The sequence below is a fragment of the Agromyces sp. Marseille-P2726 genome (assembly GCF_902809835.1).
Classification (GTDB): domain Bacteria; phylum Actinomycetota; class Actinomycetes; order Actinomycetales; family Microbacteriaceae; genus Agromyces.
This window is the reverse complement of record NZ_CADDWM010000002.1, coordinates 81,176-103,972: the sequence shown is the minus strand read 5'-3', so window position 1 is coordinate 103,972 and position 22,797 is coordinate 81,176. Positions and strand designations below refer to the sequence as shown.

The 22,797-nt window shown below is 71.1% G+C and carries 23 protein-coding genes; 8 read left to right on the top strand and 15 right to left on the bottom strand.

The genetic code is table 11. From position 1 onward, the window contains the following. Positions 1–11 precede the first annotated feature (11 nt). From crtI to idi, 4 genes are read right to left on the bottom strand one after another with little or no spacing between them, the layout of a single operon-like run. Entirely contained in the window at positions 12–1,646 is a 1,635-nt protein-coding gene (gene crtI, locus HUS56_RS01070) for a phytoene desaturase family protein (RefSeq protein ID WP_254431226.1), read from the bottom strand. Between the two features lie 2 nt (positions 1,647–1,648). Next, on the bottom strand, positions 1,649–2,530 hold the full coding sequence (locus HUS56_RS01065) for a squalene/phytoene synthase family protein (RefSeq protein WP_173921564.1): 882 nt from the start codon (positions 2,528–2,530) through the stop codon (positions 1,649–1,651). Then, positions 2,527–3,573 (bottom strand): polyprenyl synthetase family protein, encoded by a 1,047-nt coding sequence (locus HUS56_RS01060; protein WP_173921563.1) that lies wholly within the window; start codon positions 3,571–3,573, stop codon positions 2,527–2,529. The genes HUS56_RS01065 and HUS56_RS01060 overlap by 4 nt, the downstream gene beginning before the upstream one ends. Further along, positions 3,566–4,105 (bottom strand): isopentenyl-diphosphate Delta-isomerase, encoded by a 540-nt coding sequence (idi, locus tag HUS56_RS01055; protein WP_173921562.1) that lies wholly within the window; start codon positions 4,103–4,105, stop codon positions 3,566–3,568. The genes HUS56_RS01060 and idi overlap by 8 nt, the downstream gene beginning before the upstream one ends. A gap of 86 nt (positions 4,106–4,191) precedes the next feature. On the opposite strand from idi, the gene HUS56_RS01050 reads away from it, so the two are divergent. Genes HUS56_RS01050 through HUS56_RS01040 form a run of 3 tightly spaced genes read left to right on the top strand, consistent with a single transcriptional unit; the run spans position 4,192 to position 6,637 of the window. Beyond that, entirely contained in the window at positions 4,192–4,713 is a 522-nt protein-coding gene (locus HUS56_RS01050) for a MarR family winged helix-turn-helix transcriptional regulator (protein WP_173921561.1), read from the top strand. After that, positions 4,710–6,197, top strand: a complete 1,488-nt coding sequence (locus tag HUS56_RS01045; RefSeq protein ID WP_173921560.1) for an SDR family oxidoreductase — start codon at positions 4,710–4,712, stop codon at positions 6,195–6,197. The genes HUS56_RS01050 and HUS56_RS01045 overlap by 4 nt, the downstream gene beginning before the upstream one ends. Then, positions 6,194–6,637: a pyrimidine dimer DNA glycosylase/endonuclease V gene (locus HUS56_RS01040; protein ID WP_173921559.1), complete on the top strand. Its 444-nt coding sequence runs from the start codon at positions 6,194–6,196 to the stop codon at positions 6,635–6,637. The genes HUS56_RS01045 and HUS56_RS01040 overlap by 4 nt, the downstream gene beginning before the upstream one ends. 10 nt (positions 6,638–6,647) lie before the next feature. On the opposite strand, the gene HUS56_RS01035 is transcribed toward HUS56_RS01040, so the two are convergent. The 3 genes from HUS56_RS01035 to sigJ form a co-directional block, all read right to left on the bottom strand. Continuing rightward, positions 6,648–7,490, bottom strand: a complete 843-nt coding sequence (locus tag HUS56_RS01035; RefSeq protein WP_173921558.1) for a tryptophan-rich sensory protein — start codon at positions 7,488–7,490, stop codon at positions 6,648–6,650. Positions 7,491–7,690: 200 nt separating this feature from the next. Next, a complete protein-coding gene (locus HUS56_RS01030) occupies positions 7,691–8,713 on the bottom strand; it encodes a 1-aminocyclopropane-1-carboxylate deaminase (RefSeq protein ID WP_173921557.1) in 1,023 nt (340 codons plus the stop codon). Between the two features lie 13 nt (positions 8,714–8,726). Next, positions 8,727–9,629: an RNA polymerase sigma factor SigJ gene (sigJ, locus tag HUS56_RS01025; RefSeq protein ID WP_173921556.1), complete on the bottom strand. Its 903-nt coding sequence runs from the start codon at positions 9,627–9,629 to the stop codon at positions 8,727–8,729. Between the two features lie 70 nt (positions 9,630–9,699). Between sigJ and HUS56_RS01020 the strand changes: the two genes are divergently transcribed. After that, positions 9,700–10,458: an SDR family oxidoreductase gene (locus HUS56_RS01020; RefSeq protein ID WP_173921555.1), complete on the top strand. Its 759-nt coding sequence runs from the start codon at positions 9,700–9,702 to the stop codon at positions 10,456–10,458. A gap of 30 nt (positions 10,459–10,488) precedes the next feature. Here the strand turns inward: HUS56_RS01020 and HUS56_RS01015 are convergent, their stop codons facing one another. Continuing rightward, positions 10,489–11,190: an endonuclease/exonuclease/phosphatase family protein gene (locus tag HUS56_RS01015; protein ID WP_173921554.1), complete on the bottom strand. Its 702-nt coding sequence runs from the start codon at positions 11,188–11,190 to the stop codon at positions 10,489–10,491. 49 nt (positions 11,191–11,239) lie between these two features. Between HUS56_RS01015 and HUS56_RS01010 the strand changes: the two genes are divergently transcribed. Beyond that, complete coding sequence (locus HUS56_RS01010; protein WP_173921553.1) at positions 11,240–12,763, top strand: ATP-dependent DNA ligase; 1,524 nt, start codon at positions 11,240–11,242, stop codon at positions 12,761–12,763. A gap of 136 nt (positions 12,764–12,899) precedes the next feature. Here the strand turns inward: HUS56_RS01010 and HUS56_RS01005 are convergent, their stop codons facing one another. From HUS56_RS01005 to HUS56_RS00985, 5 genes are all read right to left on the bottom strand, one after another. Continuing rightward, positions 12,900–13,511: a dihydrofolate reductase family protein gene (locus tag HUS56_RS01005; protein ID WP_173921552.1), complete on the bottom strand. Its 612-nt coding sequence runs from the start codon at positions 13,509–13,511 to the stop codon at positions 12,900–12,902. Between the two features lie 226 nt (positions 13,512–13,737). Continuing rightward, positions 13,738–14,322 (bottom strand): NADPH-dependent FMN reductase, encoded by a 585-nt coding sequence (locus tag HUS56_RS01000; protein WP_173921551.1) that lies wholly within the window; start codon positions 14,320–14,322, stop codon positions 13,738–13,740. A gap of 167 nt (positions 14,323–14,489) precedes the next feature. Next, positions 14,490–16,853 (bottom strand): LuxR C-terminal-related transcriptional regulator, encoded by a 2,364-nt coding sequence (locus HUS56_RS00995; protein WP_173921550.1) that lies wholly within the window; start codon positions 16,851–16,853, stop codon positions 14,490–14,492. A gap of 77 nt (positions 16,854–16,930) precedes the next feature. After that, the gene (locus tag HUS56_RS00990) at positions 16,931–17,140 is read right to left on the bottom strand and encodes a hypothetical protein (protein WP_173921549.1); all 210 of its coding nucleotides are present in this window, start codon (positions 17,138–17,140) and stop codon (positions 16,931–16,933) included. 40 nt (positions 17,141–17,180) lie between these two features. Further along, positions 17,181–18,038, bottom strand: a complete 858-nt coding sequence (locus HUS56_RS00985; RefSeq protein ID WP_173921548.1) for a class I SAM-dependent methyltransferase — start codon at positions 18,036–18,038, stop codon at positions 17,181–17,183. A gap of 383 nt (positions 18,039–18,421) precedes the next feature. On the opposite strand from HUS56_RS00985, the gene HUS56_RS00980 reads away from it, so the two are divergent. Further along, the gene (locus HUS56_RS00980; RefSeq protein WP_173921547.1) at positions 18,422–19,036 is read left to right on the top strand and encodes a histidine phosphatase family protein; all 615 of its coding nucleotides are present in this window, start codon (positions 18,422–18,424) and stop codon (positions 19,034–19,036) included. A 41-nt stretch (positions 19,037–19,077) separates the two neighbouring features. Here the strand turns inward: HUS56_RS00980 and HUS56_RS00975 are convergent, their stop codons facing one another. Then, entirely contained in the window at positions 19,078–19,788 is a 711-nt protein-coding gene (locus HUS56_RS00975; RefSeq protein WP_173921546.1) for a TetR/AcrR family transcriptional regulator, read from the bottom strand. A 55-nt stretch (positions 19,789–19,843) separates the two neighbouring features. Here HUS56_RS00975 and HUS56_RS00970 point away from each other — a divergent pair, with 55 nt between their 5' ends. After that, positions 19,844–20,845, top strand: coding sequence for an NAD(P)-dependent alcohol dehydrogenase (locus HUS56_RS00970; protein ID WP_254431225.1), 1,002 nt, complete (start codon positions 19,844–19,846; stop codon positions 20,843–20,845). Positions 20,846–20,903: 58 nt separating this feature from the next. Further along, complete coding sequence (locus HUS56_RS00965) at positions 20,904–21,437, top strand: hypothetical protein (RefSeq protein ID WP_173921545.1); 534 nt, start codon at positions 20,904–20,906, stop codon at positions 21,435–21,437. Between the two features lie 91 nt (positions 21,438–21,528). Here the strand turns inward: HUS56_RS00965 and HUS56_RS00960 are convergent, their stop codons facing one another. Next, positions 21,529–22,773: an endonuclease/exonuclease/phosphatase family protein gene (locus HUS56_RS00960; protein ID WP_173921544.1), complete on the bottom strand. Its 1,245-nt coding sequence runs from the start codon at positions 22,771–22,773 to the stop codon at positions 21,529–21,531. Between the last annotated feature and the right edge of the window lie 24 nt (positions 22,774–22,797).

The following is a 22,797-nucleotide window of genomic DNA, read 5'->3' as shown; positions in this document are numbered from 1 at the left end:
CGTGAACCCCGTCATCCGTGGTGCTCCTCGAACTCGAGGGCGGAGCCGGGGGCCGACGTGGCGGGGGAGTCGGGGCTGCTCGCCGGCTCGGGCAGCGGGCCGGCAGATCGATCCCCGCGCACCCGCTTCAGCACGTTCTCGGCGCTGATCAGGCACATGGGCAGGCCGATGCCCGGCACGCTCGAGCCGCCCGCGTACAACAGCCCGCGCACGCGTCGAGAGCGGTTCGTGCCCCGCAGGAAGGCACTCTGCCGAAGCGTGTGCGCGGGTCCGAGGGCGCCGCCCTGCCACGAATTGAGTTCCTCGGCGAAGTCGGCGGGCCCGATGGTGCGTCGCACGACGATGCGGCGCGCGAGATCAGGGGTTCCGGTCGCGTCGGCGATGCGCGCGATCGCCCGGTCGGCGGCATCCTCGACGAGCCGATCGCCGGTGCCGTCGACGCCGCCGCGCCCGATGGACGGGTCGGCCGGGACGGGGATGAGGATGAAGAGGTTCGTGTCGCCCGCCGGGGCGACGGTGGGATCGCTCGCACTCGGCATGCAGACGTAGAACGAGGCCGGGTCGGGAATGCGGGGGTCGTCGCCGAAGATCTGGTCGAAGTTCGCGCTCCAGTCCTCGGTGAAGAACAGCGTGTGATGTGCGAGGCCCCGCACCTGGCTACGCACGCCGAGCATGGCGAGCACCGCGCCCGGACCCGAGGTTCGACGCTCCCACCACGATTCGGGGTAGGTCTGCGCATGGGCCGGCAGCAGCCGCGTCTCGGTGTGGTAGAGGTCGGCGGCCGAAACCACCCGCTGCGCCGCGACCTGGTGGAGCTCGCCGTTCGGGTCGCGGTACCGCACGCCGGTCACGGCCGGCGAGCGCCCGTCGGTGACCTCGATGGCCTCGACCGAGGCATCGGTGAGCAGCTCGACGCCGGCTCGTTCGGCGACCGCCGCGATGCGCTCGATGAGGGTGGTGAAGCCGCCCCGCGGGTAGAGCACGCCCTGCTCGAGGTCCATGTGGCTCATGAGGTGGTACATGGCCGGCGCGGCGTCGGGCGACGACCCGAGGAACACCGCCGGGTACCCGAGCACCTGCTGCAGGCGGCGGTCGGCGACCGACTGCCCGGCGAAGCGGTCGAGCGGTGTGGCGAGCAGACGCGCGAGCCGGCCGGCGCCGCGGAGCACCTCGGGGGAGAGGAACGCCCACGGGTCGTCGAAGTTGGTGTACAGGAATCGTCGCCGGGCGATGTCGTACGTGGATGCCGCGGAGTCGAGATAGCGCTCGAGGCGAGCGCCGGCGCCCGGCTCGACCGACTCGAAGAGCGCGACGTTCTCGCTGCGGGTGGCCCGGATGTCGAGTGGCTCGGCGTAGCCGTCGCCGTAGACCCGATAGCCGGGATCGAGTCGGATGAGATCGAGCTGATCGGCGGCGCTCGTGCCGAACAGCCGGAAGAAGTGGTCGAAGACCTCGGGCATGAGGTACCACGACGGCCCGGTGTCGAAGCGGAACCCGCGGCGCTCCCACGAGCCGGCCCGGCCGCCGAGCTCGCTTCGCGCCTCGAGCACGGTGACCGGGTGTCCGTCGCGCGCGAGCAGCGCCGCCGTTGCGAGACCGGCGATCCCCCCGCCGATCACCACCGTGCGGTCGGAATCCCGCGTCACCGTCATCGTCGCACCGCGCCGGAGGTGATCGCCGATCGCACCGCGATCGCGAGCTTCTCACCGTCGGGCACCCGGATGCGCGTGGCCATGAGCTGCGCCGCCGGAGTGCTGCGGCATCGCCGGGCGAGCTGCAGGAACAGCCCGTGTGCCGCTGCCACGGCGGGTCGCGCGCGCCGCGGCAACTCGGGGATGCTCCGCGCCGCGATCGCGAGGTCGCGCTCGATGTCGTCGAGGATGAGCGTCTTGTCGGCCTCGCTGAACGCGTCGGGATCCACCCACGGGAAGTAGTTGCGCCCGAGTTCGTGCCAGTCGACGGAGAAGTCGCGGAGGAAGTTGATCTTCTGGAACGCGGCACCGAGGTGCGCCGCGCCCTCCTCGAGCCGCGCACGCCTCGCGGCATCGGCCGGTTCGCCGATGAGGAAGACGGCGAGGCACATCAGCCCGACCACCTCGGCGGATCCGTGGATGTACGTCGCCACTTCGGGGGCATCCATCGGCGTGGAGTCGAGGTCACGTCGCATCGATGCGAAGAAGGGGCGCGTGAGCCGGGTGCCGATGCCGGCCTGGCGGGCGGTGCCCGCGAAGGCGTGCACGACGAGGTTCGTCGAGTAGCCGCGGAAGAGCGCCGCCTCGGTCTCGGACTCGAGCCCGTCGAGCAGCCCGAGCAGGTCGTCGTCGTCGAGCCCCGCCTCACGAGCCGTGCCGTCGACGATCTCGTCGGCCACGCGCACGAGGGCGTAGATCGACCGGATGTGGCGCCGCGACGAGGGATCGAGCAGGCGAGCGGCGGCACCGAACGAGGTCGAGTAGCGGCCGATGACCACGGCCGCGCTCGCCTCGGCGGCGTCATCGTAGCGGCGGAGGAGCCCGCGGTCGTCGTTCATCGCGAGCGCTCCGCAGCACGCTCGGCGAGCTCGGCGAGGGTGACCTTCAACGCGTCGGGGAGCTCGGCCGCGTCGAGCTCGAACCTGGCGAGCGCGACGTGCTCGTCGGCGAGACGCCGCGCCGCGTCGAGCGCGCCGCAGTCGAGGAGGGCGGCGCGCACCGAGTCGGCGCCCTCGTCATCGAGCGCCGGGTCGCCGAGTCGTGTCGAGATGAACGGCCAGGCGTCGGTCGTGGCGGCGTGCGCGGTGAGCGCGGTCTGCTTTCCGGAGCGGAGATCGGAGGTCGTCGACTTGCCGGTCACCGCCGGGTCGCCGAAGACGCCGAGGATGTCGTCGGTGATCTGGAAGGCGACGCCGACGAGGCGGCCGAATCGTGCTAGCGCCTCGACCGAGTCGTCGGGTGCGCCCGCGAGGATGGCGCCCGCCGTGAGCGGGCACTCGAACGAGTAGACCGCCGTCTTGTGCTCGAGCGTCGCGAGCACGAGCTCCATCGGTTGGGCCGCCATCGATCCGGCGGTCACGACGTCGGCGAGCTCGCCGGCGGCCGACACGAAGACGGCACGGTCGAGCACGTCGAGGAGGGCGGCGCGCCGGGCCTCGGGGATGGGGAGCAAGGCGAGCTCGCGGGGGGCGAGGCTGAGCGCCAGGTCGCCCGCGAGCACGGCGGCGGTCTCGCCCCACTCCCGGCTCCGGCGGGGGTCGACGCCGCCGGCGCGTCCGCGCTGCGCGAACCGGGCGGCGATGGTGGGTCGTCCTCGGCGCACGACGTCGCCGTCGATGACGTCGTCGTGGATGATGAACGCCGTGTGCAGCAGTTCGAACGCGATCGCCACGCGGGTGACGAGGGCCTGGTCGGCTCCGCCGAACCCCTCGTAGGCGCAGTTCACGAGGTGGGGACGGATGCGCTTGCCGCCGGCCATCTGCTGCTCGAGCGATTCCCAGAGCCGCGTGTAGTGGTCGCCGTACCGACGGGAGCGGATGAGGGTCTCGGCGAACAGCGTGCGAAGCCCGTCGTCGACCGTCGAGGTGAGCAGGTCAGTCATGGAACAGCTCCAGCTCGCGAGCCTGCAGCACGAGCCAAGGACTGAAGGTCCAGGGGGCTGCGTCGACGGCGCGACGGAGGCGATCGGGCGTCACCCAGATGTGCGACGCGACCTCGCGAGGGTTCGGGTCGGGCTCGTCGGTGGTCGTGGCGAGGTACACCGGGCAGAGCTCGTTCTCGACCATCCCGTTCTCGTCGGTCGCGCGGTAGCGGAACAGCGGGAGGGCCAGCTCGATGTGGTCGAGGTCGATGCCGAGCTCGAAGTCGGCCCTGCGGCGAACGGCGGCCATCAACGTCTCGGCGGGCTTCGGGTGACCGCAGAACGAGTTGGTCCAGACGCCTGGCCATGTCTGCTTGGTGAGCGCTCGTCGGGTCACGAGCACCTCGCCGAGGGGATTCAGCACGTGACACGAGAAGGCGAGGTGCAGCGCCGTGTCGGGGCCATGCGCGGCGCTCTTCGGCGCCCGGCCGATCGGAGTGCCCGCCTCATCGAGCAGCACGACCTCGTCTTCGAGATCTTCGATGGTCTTCATGTCCCCCGCCGTCCGTTCAGATCAGTTCGCTAACTCAGTTAGTGAATTCGCTAACCAAGTTAGTGATCTGACGATAGCATTGGTCCATGCCGAGCGGAAGAACCGAACGCAGAAGTGATGATCACTACTGGTACGACGCGGTGGAGCCCTCGGCCCTCGCCCTGCTCGAGAGCGTGCGCCGCCACCGCGCGGCCGAGGCCGCCATGCGTCGACGCATCCGTGACGACATGGATATGGGCGACACCGACCTCGCCGCCCTCCGGTGGATCATCGAGAACGAGCGGGCCGGTCGCGCCGCGACCAGCGCAGGGATGTCGCGCGCACTCGGCATCACCACGGCTGCGACGGTGAAGGTCGTCGGCCGACTCGTCGCCGAGGGGTACATCGCTCGCAGCAACCATCCGTCCGACCGTCGTGCACTGCTGCTCAGCACCCTGCCCGGGGCCCACGAGCGACTCCGGCGCGCGCTCGGTCCGATGCATGAGCGGATGCTGCGGCTCGCCGAGTCGCTCGAGCCCCGCGATCGCGAGGTCGTCATCCGCTTCCTCGAGCGGCTCGCCGCGATTCTCGACGAGGCGCCCGGCCGCGAAGCAGAGGTGGCCCCATGAGCCCGCGTCGCGTCCTGGTCACCGGCGCGACCGGGTACGTCGGCGGGCGCGTCGTGCCGCAGCTGCTCGCCGCAGGCCACGACGTCACGGTGTTCGTGCGCACGCCGAGCAAGCTGCTCAACGCCCCGTGGCGCGAGCGCGTGACGGTCAAGCGGGGCAGCCTCGACGACGAGGCCGCGACATCCGACGCCCTCCGAGGCATCGATGTGACGATGTACCTCGTGCACTCGATGAGCGCCGGTGGCGCGTTCGAGCGTGCGGAACACGAGAACGCGGCCATGTTCGCGCGAGCCGCGGAGCGACACGCAGTGTCGAAGATCGTCTACCTCGGTGGGCTGCATCCACAGGGCGTGGCCCTCTCACGGCATCTCGCCTCGCGGAAGGCGGTCGGCGACATCTTCCTCGGCTCGGCGGTGCCGGCCGTCGTGCTGCAGGCCGGCGTCATCATCGGCTCGGGGTCGGCCTCGTTCGAGATGATCCGGCACCTCACCGAGGTGCTGCCGTACATGCCGGCGCCGAGGTGGGTGCGCAACTGGGTGCAGCCGATCGCGATCCGCGACGTGCTGCGATACCTCGTCGGCGCCGTCGACATGCCCGACGACGTCGACCGGACGTTCGACATCGGCGGTCCCGATATCCTGCGATACGGACAGATGATGAACGGGTACGCCGTGGAGGCGGGACTTCCACAGCGCCCCATCGCCGCTCTGCCCGTGCTGACGCCGTGGCTCGCCGCGCAGTGGGTGAACGTGGTGACGCCCGTGCCGCGGTCGATCGCCGTGCCGATCATCGCCTCGCTCCAGCACGACTGCGTCGCCCTCGAGCACGACATCGACCGCTACATCCCGCCGCCCCGCGAGGGGCTGCTCACGTATCGGCAGGCCGTCCGTCTCGCGCTCACTCGCGAGGCCGAGGGCATGATCGAGACGAGCTGGCAGAACGCGACCGTGCCCGGCGCGCCGAGCGATCCGCTGCCCACCGACCCATCGTGGGCGGGCACCACGGTGCGCACCGACGTCCGCGAACGCACCAGCGCAGCGCCGCCATCCGCCGTGTGGCACGTCATCGAGTCCATCGGCGGCGCCAACGGGTGGTACTCCTTCCCGCTCGCGTGGGCTGCCCGCGGTTGGATCGACCGCATCTTCGGCGGCGTGGGCATGGGCCGCGGGCGGCGCCACCCCACGCAGCTGCACACCGGTGAGGTGGTCGACGTGTGGCGGGTCGAGTCGATCGAGCGCGGCCGGCGTCTGCGCCCGCGCGCCGAGATGAGGATGCCCGGGCGCGGCTGGCTCGAACTCGAGGGCTCGGATGCCGCGGGCGCCGGCTCCCGCTACCGCCAGACGGCGATCTACGTTCCGAAGGGGCCCGCCGGGCGCCTCTACTGGGTGCTCCTGCTCCCGTTCCATGGCATCATCTTCAACGGCATGGCGAACCGGATCCTCGAGACGGCGGCGGCCCGGGCATCCGAGGCGGCCGCCGCGTGAGGCTGTGGTCGGTGCATCCGCGGTACCTCGATCGGCAGGCGCTCACCGCGTGCTGGCGTGAGGGCCTGCTCGCCCAGGCGGTCATCCTCGAGCCGAGCCGCGGCTACTCGCGGCATCCGCAGCTCGAACGGTTCCGTGCGGTCGAGGATCCGATGGCGGCCGTGTGCAGGTACCTCGCGGCGGTCGCCGACGAGGCCGAGCGGCGCGGATACCGTTTCGCTCGGGAGCGGATCCGCGACCCGCTCGCGACGGCGCCGCCGATCGCCGTCACGACCGGCCAGCTCATGTTCGAGTGGGCGCACCTCATGTCGAAGCTGGAACGGCGTGCCCCCGACCTCCGGCGCGCCTGGCAGCACGTCGAGGTTCCCGACGCGCACCCGTCGTTCCACGTCGTCGCCGGGCCCGTCGCCACGTGGGAGCGCGGGCTGCCGACGGCGTAGCGCGGGGTGCCTACGGCGTCGCGTTGCGTGCCGACGGCGGAGTGCGCCGACGAGCCGTGATCACGCGAACCACGACCGCGGCGCCGAGCACGACGAGGGCGGCGATAACCGCGGCGATCGCGACGGCCGACGACGCGGGCGACCCCGTCGACCGGGCCACCGCCAGCCAGGCGAGACCCCAGGCGAGCGCCACCGCGGGCGCGAGTCGGCCGCGGCCCCAGATGGCGGTGCCGACGCCCGCCAGGCCGGCGAGGGCGACGACCCCGACGCCCCAGGCATCGGCCGGCAGCCCGGCGCCCGAGAATCCGATGGCGGTCAGCCAGGCCGTGATGTTCGCCGCCGTCGCGATGGTCACCCAGCCGAGGTAGAGGCCGATCGTGCCGTCGATGACGACGGCGTCGGTGATCGCTCGGATGCCGGATGCCCCGTCGTGCGGCGTACGGCGCACGAGCACGAAGGCGATGCAGAGCACGACGAGCAGGGCGACGATCACGACGACCGAAAGCCCCAGCAGGTCGGCTTGGACGCTGCCGATCCACGCGGCGTTCAGCGCGAGCGAGGCCGCGACCCAGTACCCGACCCTGCGGTGAATCGGCCGCGCACCCTGGCCGGGGAGCGCCTGCCACACCGTGTACGCCGCGAGCCCGAGGTAGATCACCGACCAGATCGAGAACGCGGGGCCCGCGGGAGCGATCAGCGTCGCGTCGGCCGCGAGGGCGCCGCCTGCGGCATCCGGAATCGCCTGGCCGCCGAACGCACCCGAGCCGATCGTCGCTCCCGCGATCGCCGCGACGGCCGTGGCGATCACGACGATCTGTCGAACCCGATCCGCTGTCCGTGTCTCTGCTCCCACGGCCCCACCCTAGGCGGAGGGCACGGCCGCTCGTGGCGACGGACGGAACCCCTTGCGGCCCCTCCGGTCACGGTGGTATCGCCCGCGACGCCGTGCTTCGTGGTGGTGCGGTCGCCGACCGTGCCCGAAATGACGCCGCCACGCCAGCCGGTACTGGCGAGGAACGCGGTTTCGAGCACACTCGGCGGTGGTGCGAGCTCCTAGTGGTAGCGGCCGCTGTACGCGTTGATCGCGGGCTGTCCGCCGAGGTGGGCGTACAGCACGTTGGCGTCACGGGGGATGGCGCCGCTCGTCACGAGGTCGATGAGTCCCGCCATGGACTTGCCCTCGTAGACCGGGTCGAGGATGACGCCCTCGAGCCGCCCGGTGAGCCGCATCGCCTCGTCGGTCGACTCGACGGGGATCCCGTAGTCGTCGCCGGCCCAGCCCTCGAGCACGGTGACCTCGTCATCGCGCAGGGCGCGCCCGAGCCCGATGACCTCGGCGGTGTTGCGTGCGATGCGCCCAACCTGCTCGCGGGTCTCGTCGATCTTCGCCGACGCGTCGATGCCGATGACGCGTCGCGGCCGCCCGCCGAAGTTCTGCTCGAGGTCGGCGAACCCCGCGATCATCCCCGCCTGCGTCGAGCCGGTGACCGCGCACACGACGATCGTGTCGAAGAACACGCCGAGCTCGCGCTCCTGCGCTGCGACCTCGTGCGCCCAGTTCGCGAACCCGAGACCACCGAGCGGGTGATCGGAGGCCCCGGCCGGGATTGCGTACGGCGTACCGCCCGACGCCTCGACATCCGAGATCGCCTGCTTCCACGATGACTTGAAGCCGATGCCGAACCCGGCGGGCGACAGCCGCACGTCGGCGCCCATGAGCCGCGAGAGCAGGATGTTGCCGACCCGGTCGTTCACCGGATCGGGCCAGTCGACCCAGCGCTCCTGCACGAGCACCGCCTGCAGCCCGAGGTGCGCGGCGACGGCGGCCACCTGCCGGGTGTGATTCGACTGCACGCCGCCGATCGACACGAGCGTGTCGGCGCCCTTCGCGAGCGCGTCGGGCACCAGGTACTCGAGCTTGCGGGTCTTGTTGCCGCCGAAGGCCAGGGCGCTCGAGACATCCTCGCGCTTCATCCAGATGCGGGGACCGCCGAGGTGGTCGCTCAGCCGGTTCACCGGATGCACGGGGCTCGGCCCGAACGTCAGCGGGTGGCGCGGGAAGTCGGCGAGGGCCATGGTGCTCCTTCGATCAGCGATTCCAGGCGTGCAGCTTATCTGGGTTGAGCACGATCCAGACGTCGTGGATGCGCGCCTCCGCGGTGCCGAGCGCGACGACGCCGATCACGCGGCCGCCCTCGGTCACCGCGAATCCGGCCGCGCCGTTCACCTCCCGCTGCTCGATCGCGACACCCGGTCCGGCCTTGGCGATGACGCCGAGGAGGAAGCGGGCGACGTTGTCGGCCCCCACGACCGGGCGCAGGGCGGCGCGCACCCGGCCGCCGCCGTCGCTCACCGACACGACGTCGGGGTCGAGGATGCTGATCAGCTGCTCGAGGTCGCCGTGCTCGCACGCCGCGCGGAACGCGCGCACGAGCCGCTCGTGCTCGCTCACCGGCGCCGGTCGGCGTCGCAGCTCGCGGACGTGCCGTCGAGCGGAGGCCGCGAGCTGACGGGTGGCCGCGGGAGAGCGACCGACGGCCTCGGCGATCTCGGCGAACGGCACCGCGAACACCTCGTGCAGCACGAACGCCACCCGTTCCGCCGGGGTCAGCGACTCGAGCACGACGAGCAGCGCCATGCTCACGGAGTCGTCGAGCGCGACGCGGTCGAGCGGGTCGATCGCCGGTGACGAGCCGGCCGCGGCATCCGTCGGTACCGGCTCGGGCAGCCACTCGCCGACGGACCGTTCCCGCCTGGCCGGCGCCGAGTCGAGCAGGGTCAGGCAGAGGCGGGATGCCGCGGTCGTGAGCCACGCGCCCGGTCGCTCGATCGCGGCCCGCGCCTCGTCGTCGAGCCGGTACCAGCGCTCGTACGCCTGCTGCACCACGTCCTCGGCGTCGTTCCACGACCCGAGCATGCGGAACGCCAGGTTCATGAGCCGCCGGCGTTCGCCGAGGACGTCACGGAGTTCGTCGGTTTCCACATGCGGCATGCTCACATCCTCACATTCCGGTGCGGCATCCGGTCGTAGGGGATGTGAACACTACGGAAGAATCGGTCCGATGAGGATCGCCATCGCCGGCGGAACCGGCATGATCGGACGACACGTCGTCGACGTCACGCGGGAGCGGGGGCATGACCCGATCGTGCTCACCCGATCGACCGGCGTCGACCTGACCACCGGCGAGGGCCTCGCCAGAGCGCTCGACGGATGCGACGTCGTCATCGACGTCACCTCGGTGCGCACCACCTCGGCGAAGACCTCGCGCGAGTTCTTCGGAGCCGTGACGCGAGACCTGCTCGCCGCCGAAGCGGCTGCCGGCGTTCGCCACCACGTCGCGCTCTCGATCGTGGGCGTCGGCGACGCGCCGTTCGCCTACTACGCCGGCAAGGCGTTGCAGGAGCAGCTCGTCGCCGCCGGAAGCGTGCCCTGGACGCTGCTGCGGGCGACGCAGTTCCATGAGTTCGCGATGCAGATCTACGAGCGGATGAAGTCGGGTCCGGTGGTGCCCGTGCCCGCCATGCGCTCGCAGCCGGTGGCGGCGAGGGAGGTGGCCGAGCGCCTCGTCACCCTCGCGACGGCCGAGCCGGCCGGATGGTCGCGCGACCTCGCCGGGCCCCGGGAGGAACGCATGGCCGACCTGGTCCGGCGTTGGGCCGAGCGCGCCGGCAAGCCGGGCCGGGTCGTCGAGGCGCCGCTTCCCGGTGGCTTCGGTCGGGCGATGCGCGACGGCACCCTCCTGCCCGGACCCGACGCCGACCACGGCGTGCAGACCTTCGACGAGTGGCTGGCGACGGTGGCGCCCGCCGCGCCGCGCTGACGGCCGGCGCCGGCCCGCGGCATCCGCCCGTCAGATGACTGGCTCGGTCTGCTGCACCGGCACGCCCGCGTAGTGCGCGTGCACGAGGATCGGGAGGTGGTCGGACGACCCGCGCGGCAGCGTCTCGACGCCGGCGATGTCGAAGCCCACGGATGTCGCGAGGTCGAAGTGCCCCCGGAAGAACTTGTAGCGCGTGTACGTGCGGCTGTCGCTGAGCGACAGCTCGTATCCGACCTCGCGCACCTTCGCGGCCAGGTTGTCCTTGAACACGGGATAGTTGTAGTCGCCGACCATGAGGGTCGGCAGGTTCGGCCCGAGGAACTGCAGCTCGGCGAGGGCCGACCTGATCTGGTGGCGTCGCAGCGAGTTCAGGGCGGTCAGCGGCGCCGCGTGGAACGACGCGACGACCGATTCTCGCTGCTCGAGGAGGTCGTGCAGGCGAACCGCGAGCAGGCGTTCGTGCGCCGGGCGAAGCAGGTGGTCGTGCAGCGACTTCTTCAGCGCGAAGGCACGCACGGCGCGAAGCTCGAAGAGGTCGGCACGGTAGTACACCGCGAGCCCGAGTCGATTGCCCGTCGTGGAGTGGGCGAGCCGCAGCTTGCCGACCTCCTCGGCGAGGCCCGTGGTGTCGACCTCCTGCAGCGCGATGACGTCGGGGGAGTAGCGCTCGTCGAGCGCAGCGAGTTCCGCGATCGCGCGGTGCTTCCTCAGGTTGTAACTGACCACCTTCATCGTTTCCAGCCTATGCGTGGTGTCGGTACCCGATGACAGACTTGACCTCGTGCTCCTCGACGAGATAGTGGCCACGACCGAGGCGGTCACCGCGACGAGGTCGCGGCTGGCCAAGGTCGACGCGCTGGCGGCGCTGCTGGGTCGGCTCGCGCCCGACGAGATCGCGCCCGCCGTGGGGTTCCTCGTGGGCAAGCCGCGGCAGGGCCGGGTCGGCGTGGGCTGGCGCGGGCTGTCATCGATGATGGGCCCGCCCGCCGACACCCCGAGTGTCACGGTCACCGAACTCGACGAGCTGCTCGAGCGGCTCGCCGCGGCATCGGGGTCCGGGTCGGTCACCGCGCGCGCCGGCGACCTGCGCGAGCTGACCTCGCGAGCCACCGAGCGCGAGCAGGGATTCATCTCGCGGGTCATCCTCGGCGAGATGCGCACGGGCGCGCTCGAGGGCGTGCTCACCGACGCGATCGCGCGTGCGGCCGATCGCCCGGGCGACGTCGTGCGGCGTGCGGCCATGCTCTCGGGCGATCTCGGCGAGACGGCGCGGCTTGCGCTCACCGGCTCTGCCGACGAACTGGCCGAGGTCGGGCTCGTCGTGGGCCGCCCGGTGCTGCCGATGCTCGCCGCGACGGCGCCCACGCCGGCGGCGGCGATCGAGGGCACCGGTGAGGCATCCGTGGAGTACAAGCTCGACGGGGCCCGCATCCAGGTGCACCGAGCGGGCGACGACGTGCGCGTCTTCACGCGCAACCTCGCCGACATCACGCATCGGCTGCCCGAGGTGGTCGAGGTCGTGCGCCGCATGCCCGTGCGCGACGTGATCCTCGACGGCGAGACGCTATCGCTCGACGAGGACGAGGCGCCGCGCCCGTTCCAAGAGACGATGTCGCGGTTCGGCGCCGAGCGGGCTCGCGAGGTGCTGCTGCATCCGTGGTTCTTCGACGTCCTTCACGTCGACGGGCGCAACCTGCTCGACGAACCGCTCTCCGTGAGAATCGAAGAACTCGAGCGCATCGCCGGGCCGCATCGCATCCCGGGTGAGATCACCGCCGACCCCGAGGTCGCCGAACGGGTGTCGCGCGACGCCCTCGCCGCCGGGCACGAGGGCATCGTCGTCAAGGCGATCGGCTCGCCCTACGCAGCCGGCCGCCGCGGATCGAGCTGGGTGAAGGTGAAGCCCGTGCACACCTACGACCTCGTCGTGCTCGCCTGCGAGTGGGGGTCAGGACGGCGCACGGGGTGGCTGTCGAACCTCCACCTCGGCGCCATCGACCCGGTCGGCGAGTTCGGCGAGCCCGGCGAGTTCATCATGGTCGGCAAGACGTTCAAGGGCCTGACCGACGAGTTGCTGAAGTGGCAGACCGAGTGGTTCCCGAAGATCGAGGTGCGGCGCACGCCCAACACGGTCTGGGTCGAGCCGGTGACCGTCGTCGAGATCGCGATCGACGGTGTGCAGCGCTCGCCTCGTTACCCTGGCGGCATCGCGTTGCGGTTCGCGCGGGTCAAGCGGTACCGCGACGACAAGCGGCCCGAAGACGCCGACACGATCCAGACGCTGCGCGGGTTGCTGCGGGCGTGACGGCATGGTCGACCCCATGGTGCATGGCTCAACGAAAGACTGCTGAAAAGAAGGACGCCCGCCGATATCGAACCGGGCGTCGAGCGGCGTCCTTCTTTTCAGGAGTCGCGCAGGTCCGAACGCATCTTCGCTTCGGCTACTCCAGATCGGAGATGTCCACGCCGGTCACCGGCACGCCGGCCCGCTCGTAGACGAGCGAGATCGCGCCCTTCGGGAACGCCCTCGGCGGCTCCGCCAGCGTGAAGGCGGCCGGGACCACGCCATCGAAGACGCGCTTGCCGGCGCCGAGCGTGATCGGGTACACGAACAGGTTCAATCGGTCGAGGAGGTCCGCCGCTACGAGCGACCGCACGAGCTCGCCGCTGCCGATGACGTGGATCTCGTCGAACCGGTCCTTGAGGGCGCGAACCTCGGTCGCGACATCCGTCAGCACCGTCGTTCCCTCCCACGTGGGGTCGGTGAGCGTCCGTGACACGACGAACTTCGGCACCGCGTTGAACTTGTGCGCGATCGGGTCGGGGCCCTGGGTGGGCCAGTAACCGGCGAAGATGTCGTACGTCTTGCGACCGAGCAGCAACGCATCGAGCCGATCGATGCCCGCACCGATCACCTCGCCCGACTCCTCGTCGAAGTACGCGCCCTGCCAGCCACCGAGCTCGAAGCCGCCCTCGTGGTCCTCGTCGGGGGCGCCGGGTGCTTGGAAGACGCCGTCGAGCGTGACGAACAGGTCGGCCGAGATGATTCCCATGGTGTGCTCCTTCGAGTGAACGGCGACCGGATGCCGCCTCTCCCTGTGCATCGAACGGGATCGCGCGGATTCGACATCCGCTCATCCAATCTTTCGCGGCCGCGTGCGAGCGTCAATGACCGTCGACGAGCGAGGCGCTCCCCGACGAGGAAACGGCGGATGCCGCCCCGAGACCGGGCGGCATCCGCCGTCGTGAGATGCAGGCGGTGAGGCCCGGGGTGCGTGACTACGCCGCGATCTGCTCCTCGGCGGCGGGCTCGCGCACCGTGCGGAGTGCCTCGGCCCACGCCACGAGCTGGTCGAGCATCGTGGTCACGCCGGGCAGGTGGTACTCGGCCGGGGTGAAGGTCGAGAAGTCCTTGAAGTCGGTCATCAGCGAGAACGCGAGCTGCTGGCGCACGGTCGCGAGCTGGAGCTCGGCGGCGACGAGACGCAGGTGCTCGACGGCGCGGGCGCCACCGAGGCTGCCGTAGCTGACGAATGCCGCGGCCTTGTTGTTCCACTCGTTGTAGAGGTAGTCGAGCGCGTTCTTCAGGGCGCCCGAGGTCGAGTGGTTGTACTCGGGAGTGACGAAGATGTAGCCGTCGTAGTCGGCGATCGTGGCCGACCACTTCTTGGTGTGCTCGTTCGCGTACTGACCGAACGCGGCAGGCGCGGCCTCGTCGAGGTGCGGGAGGTCGAAGTCCTTGAGGTCGACGATCTCGAACTGGGCATCCGTGCGGGACGCGGCCTGCTCGAGCACCCACTCCGCGACGGCCTGGCCGTTGCGGCCGGGGCGGGTGCTTCCGATGATGATGGCGATCTTGGTCATTCGCTTCGCTTTCCGATGGTTCAGTGGTTCGGATGTCGCGGACGGGCGGTCCTCCCACGACAAGACGCGCCTCTCGACGCGTCCAGCGAGTGCAACTCGGCGATGACTCGATCTATTCCTTTGCATGGAAATCTCGGGAAACGGAGTTGATCGGGCCGCCGCGCCCGTTAGTTGACCGGCGCGATGGTGAAGTCGTCGACGAGTTCGGGCGGGCAGGCCGCGGATGCGGCATCCGCCCCAGCGATGGCAGCGAGCCGGTCGAGCGTCGCGAGTGTCGCGACCCGGTCGCCGAGCGCCCACCGCGCATCGACGAGCGCCGTGAGGGTCGACGACTGCAGGTCACGGTTGCCACCGGCCTCCGCGACCGAGAGGGCTTCTTCGAGCAAGCCGACCCTCGCCTCGGACGGAACGCGCCGCGCCTGCAGCGCAAGGCTCCGCGAGAGGCACCGGAGGTCGCCCAGCCGGCGGAAGGTGCCGATGAGTGCCGCGATGTTGTCGCCCTCCGTCGGGTCGTCGCGATGCAGCTTCGCTCGAACGAGGTACGCGTGCGCGAGTTCGTGCTCGTTCCCGACCGAGTGCGCGTAGGCGATGCACTCCGACACCAACTGCTCGGCGCGATCGAGTTCGCGCCCCGAGTCGGCCGCCGCGAACGCGAGCATGAAGCGCGCGTTGTTCACGTGCATGGCATCTCCCGCCAGCGCGAAGCCACGCATCGCGGCCTCGAACTCGTCCATCGCCCGCTCGGTCTGCGGAGGTGTCGCATGGCGGAACGCGATGCCGCGCATCTGGTGGACCGCCGCGAGCTCCCATGAGTCGCCGAGCGAGCTGGCGATCCGCTCCGCCTCGTCGAGGTGCTCGTGCGCGGTGTCATCGCGGTCGGCGTACGCGTCGGCCATGCCCGCGAGGTGGTGCGCCGCGAGCCGAGCCCGATCGTCGCCGTCGCCACCGGCGAGTGCCATGGCGCGCTGCGCGAGCTCGCCGACGAGCTCGACGTCGAGGAAGGCGAGGGCGTTCCCCATCAGCAGCAGCTGCTGGGGGGTCGCCGATGCGAGCACCCGCTCGTCGCGCGCGGCCATGGCGATGGCGCGAACGCTGTCGACATCCGACCCGTACTGCTCGACGCCGATCGACAGGTCGGCCGCGAGCGGCAGGGCCGACGGATGCTTGGCGGCGAGGGCCCACCGCAGGGCGGCGTTGACCTCGGGGCAGAGCGTCGCCGAGAGATCCAATGCTCGGGCGCTGTCGTCGGTGCGGGCGGTGACCACGAACTGGTCGGTGATGCGCTGCATGTACACGGCGTGCTGTTCGAGCACCTCGCGGATGACGGCCGGATCGGTGCGGGCGTGCACGAACTCGCGCATCACGGCGAGCAGCCGGAACCGGCGCGGCGAGCCGCCGGTCGCCACGAGCAAGGAGTGATCCAGCAGCCGCAGCACCGTGCCCTCCGCGCCGGGGTGCGTCACGGCGGACGCCAGGTCGATGTCGAACGTGCGAGGCAGGGCCGCGAGCCGGCAGAGCACGTCGCGTTCCTCCTCGGTGAGGAGGTCCCAGGTCCAGTCGAAGGCGGTCTCGAGGGTGCGGTGCCGCCCCGCGGGCACGGCGCGGTCGAGCGTCGCGAAGTCGCGGTCGAGCCGCTCGGCGAGTTCGGCGAGCGACAGGTGGCGCGCGACGGCCGCGGCGAGCTCGATGGCGAGCGGGAGGCCGTCGAGTCGCTCGCACACGTGCGCGGCGAGCGGGAGGCCGTCGAGGCGCTCGCACACGTGCGCGGCGAGCTCGAGGTCGGCGGTCGACAGGCGCGCCGCCGCGGCACCTCCCGACGCGCCCAGGCGGTCGAGGAACATCGTCACCGCCGGGGCATCCGTGCCCCCGACGGGGAGGGGAGCGAGCGGATACACCGCCTCGAGGTCGTCGCCGATCGGCGTGCGCGAGGTCGTGAGTACGCGCAGGCCGTTCGCCCGTGCCTGGGCCCGCGCCACGAGTTCGCCGACGGCCGGCCCGACGCGATCGACGTTGTCGAGCACGAGCAGGTACGGATGCGATGCCAGCGCCATCACGACGGAGGTCGCGGCATCCGCCCCCGGCACGGCCTCGAGGTCGAGGGCCCGCGCGATCCTCGCGACGACGTCGCCCGGCTCGGCGTGCTCGAGTTCGACGATGACGGGCACGTGCTCGCTGCGGCTCGCGAACTCGAGGGCGAGGCGGGTCTTGCCCACGCCACCGGGCCCGACGACGGTCACCCAGCGCTGCTCGTCGAGCAGGTCGGCGAGCGTCGCGAGGTCGGCGTCACGTCCGACGAAGGCGTTGCGGGGCAGGCGAACGGATGCCGCACGCTCCCGCCGCTCGGCGGCCGCGGCCATGAGCTCCGCACGGCTCTCGGCCCCGAGCTTGCGCTTCAGGCTCGCGATGTGGCTCTCGACCGTGCGCACCGAGATGAACAACTCCGCGGCGATCTCGGGGTTGCTCAGGCGCCGTTCGATGGCGGCGAGGACCGCGCTCTCGCGGGCGGTCAGCGTGTCCGTACGGGCCGACACGGCGCCAGTCTAGGACCGCGCGCCGGTCGCCGCACCGGTTCGGGCACGCCCCCGTTCGCGGGTGACGGTGCGAGCATTCACCCCGTGGATGCGGGCGGCGCCACCAGACGGCCGAAGCGGCGGGGAAGGAGGGCACGGATGCCGCGGCGCGGGCGCGCGGCATCCGTCACCCCCTCGGCAGCCTCAGCGACCTCGGCGATGCGTCGCCGCAGCTCGAGCTCGCGCTCGAGGCGGGTCTCGTCGAGTCGGCGGAGGTCGAGCGTCGTGTAGTGGTTGCTGAGGTGCATGATCGTCTCTCGGGTTCGTTGTCGTGCGGGTGGTCGCCGGTCAGCGCACGCGTGCGGTGACGAGCAGGTACTCCCACTCGATCGCGTCGCCCGGCTTCTCGAGGCCGTGCGAACGTGCGAGCTCGGCGAGCGCGGTGTCGAGTGCGTGCACCTGCTCGGGGTCGTCGGCGATGCGGTTGTACACCGAGATCGTCGGTCCGTAATGGTGCTTGAAGTAGTCGCGGAACGCCTCGCCCGAGTCGAACCGGTCGATCACGACGGTCTCGCGCGTGACGGTGAGGTCGCTCACGCGGTCGCCCAGGAGGTCGCGCACATGCTGCTCGTCGCCCCAGAGCGGAGCGGGCTGGGCGCCCTCGGGCAGCGGCGGAGCGTACGGCTTCATGGTCTTGAACATCTGGCCGATGAAGCCCTCGGGGGTCCAGCTGATGAGGGCGATTCGCGCGCCGGGCTTCGAGACCCGCACGAGTTCGTCGGCGGCACGCTCGTGGTGCGGCGCGAACATCACGCCGACGGTCGAGAGCACGGCATCGAAGGCGTCGTCGGGGAAGGGCAGGGCCTCGGCGTCCGCCTCGCGCCACTCGAGCTCGGCGCCCGCTTCGGCGGCGAGACGCCGGCCGACGTCGAAGAGCTCGGGCGCGAGATCGCTCGCCACGACCATCGCGCCGCGGAGCGCGGCGGGGATGGCGGCGTTGCCGCTGCCGGCGGCCACGTCGAGCACGCGGTCGCCGGGTCGCACGTCGGCTGCGGCGACGACGCGTGGGCCGAGCTGCCAGATGAGGTCGGATGCGAGGGTCGGGTAGTCTCCCGACGCCCACATGGCGCGGTGCTTGGTCTTCAGGGCGCGGTCGGCGTCGGCGCGATCGGCATCGGTCTGGACGGGTGCTGCGGTCTCGGTCATCAGTCGTCTCCTCGACGGTGGATGGGTTGGTGTGCCCAGCGTCCTCTCGCCCGGCATCCGCCGCATCCGTGCTCTGCACGGAGATTTCCCCCGCGCCGGCTCGCAGGCGGTGTGGTGCGGCGCGGTGCGGTGCGGTGCGTTCCGGGATGGGTCTCCCTTCTGCGCGCGTCCGGCACTTCGGCACTTCGGCACTTCGGCACTTCGGCACTTCGGCACCTCGGCACTTCGGCACTTCGGCACCGCCTTCGAAAATCGGGAACACGACTTCCGTGCCTCGGCGGCACTCGGGGCCCGGCGACGCGCGCCGTCGGTGAGCGGTGTCGCCGGCCCGTCGGGCGCGACGTGTAGCGTTCGCCCAGCCGGCCCCGCCTATGGTGGGAGCCATGCACATCGCCCTCATCCGCCACGGTCAGACCGACTGGAACCTCCAGGGGCGCATGCAGGGACGCAGCGACATCCCGCTGAACGAGACGGGGCGCGAGCAGGCCCGCGTCGCGGCATCCGCCCTCTCGTCGGAGCCGTGGGACGCCATCGTCAGCTCCCCGCTCGTGCGGGCACGCGAAACCGCCCAGCTCATCGGGTCGGCCCTCGGCGTGCCGCTGGCCGCAACCTACGACGAGCTCATCGAGCAGGAGTTCGGCGAGGCCGAGGGCGTGCTCGTCGCCGACCTCGATGCGCGCTGGCCCGACCGCGACTTCGCCGGCAAGGAGCCCGATGAGCGGGTGGGGCCACGCGGAATCCGTGCCCTCGAGCGCATCTCGGTCGACCTCCCCGACTCGCGGGTGCTCGTCGTGACCCATGCGATGGTGATCCGGCACACGCTCGCGGCCATCTCAGGACATGCCGAGCGGCGCTACCCGAAGCTCGAGAACGCGTCGTCGTCGCACGTGCGCTTCACGGATGCCTCGTGGCGCGTGATCACCGTCGGCGGCGTCGACTTCGCCGACGTGCTGCCCGGCCTCGGCGACCCGATCACGGGGATGCGCCTCGCGAGCTGACCCCGAGGCGGCGCCCGGCCGGCCGCGTTGAGCGACCTCCGTCAGCTGTTGGCGTGGAGCCGCTCGAGCCCGTCGAGGATGAGGTCGAGTCCGAACTCGAACTCGAACTGGTCGTCGCACCAGCCGAGCGTGGAATCGGGGTCGTCATGAGCGACCACGGCGAGCATGGCGGCGAGATTCGGAACGTGCTCGGCCATTTGCCCGAGCGCATCGGCGTCGCCCGCGTCGGCCGAGCTTCCCTCGTCGCCGAGCTCCTGTGAGAACCCGAACGCGCGGCTGCCCAGCGCATGCATAGCGTGGTGGATGAGGTCGAACGAGAGCCCACCCGATCGCAGGGTGCCCACGACGGCGTCGACGTACCGGGCCTGCGCGAGCCCGAGACCGCTGCGCGTGTCGAGCAGCGCCGGGACCCACGGATGCCGCAGCATCACGCGTCGGGCAGCCACGATGCGGTCGCGCAGCGCCGCCTTCCAATCGGGGTCGGACTCTGCGGGCGCTTCGAAGGCCCCGACCTCGTGCTCGACCTCGCGGAAGACGAGGTCGACGATGCCGTCGAGGATCGCCTCCTTGTTCGGCACGTGGTAGTAGAGCGACATCGGTTCGACGCCCAGCTGCTCGGCGAGCCTGCGCATGGTCACGAAGGCGACGCCGGCCCCGTCGGCCAGGTCGACGGCGGCGCGCAGCACGCGCTCACGCGTCAACGGCGCGCGGCGCTCGGTGGTCGTCGGAGGAACTTCGCTCTGGACATCCATCGGGTTCGAGTGTACCTTACGACGTAAGGCATACACCGTAAGGTAAGGGGTCGTCATGACGACAACAGGTGTTCAGGGCACGCGGATGCGGGCCGCGGTCGCGCGACGGTTCGGCGCGCCCGAGGTCGTGCAGGTCGAAGAGGTGCCGAAGCCGACACCGAAGCCCGACGAGCTGCTCGTGCGGGTGCACGCCAGCACGGTGAGCATCGCCGACCACCGCCTCCGCACCCGAGACGTCCCCGACGGGCTCGGATTCCTCATCCCGCTCTCGCTCGGCGTGTTCCGGCCGCGCAAGCGCGTGCTCGGAATGGACGTCGCCGGTGTCGTGGAATCGGTCGGCGGTGCCGTCACGGGCTTCGCGCCGGGCGACGAGGTCATCGCGATGCTCGGTGGATCGTTCGGCGGGCACGCCGAGTACGTCCGCGTTCCTGTCTCGAAGGCGATCGCCCCGAAGCCGTCCAGCCTCAGCATGGAGGAGGCGGTGGCGCTGGTGTTCGGCGGCCACACGGCGCTCGCCTTCCTCGCACATGTCGAGATCAGTTCGGGAACCGAGGTGCTCGTGAACGGGGCATCCGGCGCCGTCGGCAGTGCGGTCGTGCAGCTCGCGAAGCTTCGCGGCGCACGCGTCACGGCCGTGTGCAGCGGTACGAATGCCGATCTCGTGCGCTCGCTCGGCGCCGACCGGGTCATCGACTACACCATCGACGACTTCGCGGCGAACGGCGAGACGTACGACGTGATCGTCGACTGCGTCGGCAACGCCCCGTTCGAGCGCGTGGAGGGGTCGATCGAGCCCGGGGGAGCACTGCTCCTCGTGATCACCGACCTCAAGGGCGTGCTCTCGGCGAAGCGGCACAGCCGGCGCAGCGGCAAGCTCGTGACGATGAAGCTCGCGCCGGTCAGCAGCGAGGACTTCGCCGAGTTCGCCCGGTTCGCCGAGTCGGGCGCGTTCCGCCCGGTGATCGATCGCGTCTACGACCTCGACGACGTCGCCGAGGCCCATCGATACGTCGACACGGGGCGCAAGCGCGGCAATGTCGTGCTGCGGATCGCCTGACCGCGCCGAACCGCGACGAACTGCCGCACCCTGCCACAACCCGACGTACAATGCGGAAATGGAGGCACCGGCAAGTACCACTCTGGTCGTCGTCGGCGACGAGTCGACGTCGGCCATCCATGCCCTCGAGGGATACGCGAACGTCAGAGCCTTGGCGTTCGACGGCATTCCCGACGACGAGGTCGCGCGCTGGTCGGCCACGGCCGACGCGCCCTACTTCGTGCACGACCACGATCCGCTGGCCCACGTGGCGGCCGCCTGGGTCGAATTCTTCGACGACCAGTCCACGTACGGCGTGCTCGAGCTCGAGATCGATCGAGCCGTCGAGGCGGCCGAGCGGCACGAGATCACCGTGCCCGACTACTACGTCGTGCTGCACCCCGAAGACCTGCGTCCGACGTGGCAGCACTGGTGGCTCGGCGTCCTCGCCTCGGCGGCACCCACCCGGGTCATCCCGTGGCCCGATGCCGACGACTCGTTGGCACGCCTCCTGCGTCACCTGCCCACCGGCCGGGCCTGGCCCGAGATGGAGTCATGGCTCCCGGGCGTCGTCGGCGCCGTGCCCGACCGGGTCGGCCTTCCCGGCTCCTGAGCGAGCGGATGCCGCCGCAGCCGGCACGGCGGGCAGCCAGCACCCGGGATGCCCCGCGGCATGACGAGCCACGGGGCATCCGTCGTGTTCGTCAGCCGTGCACGCGCAGGTCGACCCACACCGCCCGGTGGTCGCTCGACGGGAATGGGAACACACCCGTGAGCGCCGACAGCGGGTCGGCCTGCAGCGGCCAGAAGACACCGGCGTCGAGCACGCGCAGGTCCTTCGACGGCAGCACGTAGTCGGCGCGCAGGTTGCCCGGCGCGTTGTCGTTGAAGTCGGCCGTGTCGAAGGCGGGGTCGCCCCGGTGCGCGAGGTTCGCTCCGCCCTGCAACGCGGATGCCTCGACCGCGCCCTCGGAGGTCGGCAGCGGGTCGTGGATGCGCGGGTGGTCGAGCAGTTGGTCGATCGCGGCCGCCACCGAATCACCGTCGAGCGGGTCGGCGTTCTGGTCGCCGAGGATGACGAACGACTCGCCGGGCTTCAGTCCGCCCATCGTTCCCTTGTCGTCGTAGATGTAGCGCGACGCCTTGCCGGGCCGCACGTAATCGGCCCAGAACCGGATCTCGTCGTGGTTGCGCAGCCCGTTGCGGTCTTCCGCGCCGTCGAACGTCGGCGGGGTGGGGTGCGACGCGAGCACGTGCACGGTGTTGCCGTTCACGTCGACGGGAATGTCCCAGTGCGACTTGCTCGAGAGGCGGAACACGTTGAGCTCCGCAGCCGAGTACCAGTCGGCCGGTGCAGCCGTGTTCGGGTCGTCGGGCAGCAGCGCGCCTGGCATGTCCTTCCAGAGGAAGTTCTGGAAGGTGCGCACCTGGTCTTCGAGGATCGGGTACTTCGAGAGCACGGCCATGCCGAACTGGCCGGGGAAGAGCCCGAAGCCGAAGGCGTCGTCACCCCCGCCGACCACGCCGTCGTTGTTCAGGTCGAAGCCGCTCGGCACGCCCGTGTTCGACGGCGCCACGAACGCGTACGGGTACTCGACGGGGTCGGCCCCGCCCTGCGACACCTCGAGGTAGTTGTCGCGGAACAGGTCGGCGGCCACACCGCCCTCGACGAAATCGAACTCGTTGAGCAGCACGATGTCGGGGTTCACGCGCTGGATGATCTCGGCGACCGTCTGCGCCTGGTCGTTCGTGCCGGTCTCCAGGTCGGCGACGAGCTGGCCGGCTGCGTTGCGGTTCAGCGAGAGGTTGTAGGTCGCGACCCTGAGCTCGGTGGTGCCGCGCCCGTCGGGCGGAGCGGCGGCGGCCGGTGCGGCCGCGAGCGTTGCGGCGGCAAGGGCGCCGACCGCCGTGGCGGTCAGGGCGGCGTGGATCGGGCGTCTCGTGGACATGCGAACTCCTTCGTCTGCTCCTCG

Coding starts and splice junctions, on each gene's coding strand:
- HUS56_RS00960 (WP_173921544.1), bottom strand. CDS start 22,773: ATGTCCACGAGACGCCCGATCCACGCCGCCCTGACCGCCACGGCGGTC.
- HUS56_RS01065 (WP_173921564.1), bottom strand. CDS start 2,530: ATGAACGACGACCGCGGGCTCCTCCGCCGCTACGATGACGCCGCCGAG.
- HUS56_RS00980 (WP_173921547.1), top strand. CDS start 18,422: ATGCACATCGCCCTCATCCGCCACGGTCAGACCGACTGGAACCTCCAG.
- HUS56_RS00970 (WP_254431225.1), top strand. CDS start 19,844: ATGACGACAACAGGTGTTCAGGGCACGCGGATGCGGGCCGCGGTCGCG.
- HUS56_RS00990 (WP_173921549.1), bottom strand. CDS start 17,140: ATGCACCTCAGCAACCACTACACGACGCTCGACCTCCGCCGACTCGAC.
- HUS56_RS01030 (WP_173921557.1), bottom strand. CDS start 8,713: ATGGCCCTCGCCGACTTCCCGCGCCACCCGCTGACGTTCGGGCCGAGC.
- HUS56_RS00975 (WP_173921546.1), bottom strand. CDS start 19,788: ATGGATGTCCAGAGCGAAGTTCCTCCGACGACCACCGAGCGCCGCGCG.
- HUS56_RS01000 (WP_173921551.1), bottom strand. CDS start 14,322: ATGACCAAGATCGCCATCATCATCGGAAGCACCCGCCCCGGCCGCAAC.
- HUS56_RS01060 (WP_173921563.1), bottom strand. CDS start 3,573: ATGACTGACCTGCTCACCTCGACGGTCGACGACGGGCTTCGCACGCTG.
- sigJ (WP_173921556.1), bottom strand. CDS start 9,629: ATGCCGCATGTGGAAACCGACGAACTCCGTGACGTCCTCGGCGAACGC.
- HUS56_RS01050 (WP_173921561.1), top strand. CDS start 4,192: ATGCCGAGCGGAAGAACCGAACGCAGAAGTGATGATCACTACTGGTAC.
- idi (WP_173921562.1), bottom strand. CDS start 4,105: ATGAAGACCATCGAAGATCTCGAAGACGAGGTCGTGCTGCTCGATGAG.
- HUS56_RS01020 (WP_173921555.1), top strand. CDS start 9,700: ATGAGGATCGCCATCGCCGGCGGAACCGGCATGATCGGACGACACGTC.
- HUS56_RS01005 (WP_173921552.1), bottom strand. CDS start 13,511: ATGGGAATCATCTCGGCCGACCTGTTCGTCACGCTCGACGGCGTCTTC.
- HUS56_RS01045 (WP_173921560.1), top strand. CDS start 4,710: ATGAGCCCGCGTCGCGTCCTGGTCACCGGCGCGACCGGGTACGTCGGC.
- HUS56_RS00965 (WP_173921545.1), top strand. CDS start 20,904: ATGGAGGCACCGGCAAGTACCACTCTGGTCGTCGTCGGCGACGAGTCG.
- HUS56_RS00985 (WP_173921548.1), bottom strand. CDS start 18,038: ATGACCGAGACCGCAGCACCCGTCCAGACCGATGCCGATCGCGCCGAC.
- HUS56_RS01015 (WP_173921554.1), bottom strand. CDS start 11,190: ATGAAGGTGGTCAGTTACAACCTGAGGAAGCACCGCGCGATCGCGGAA.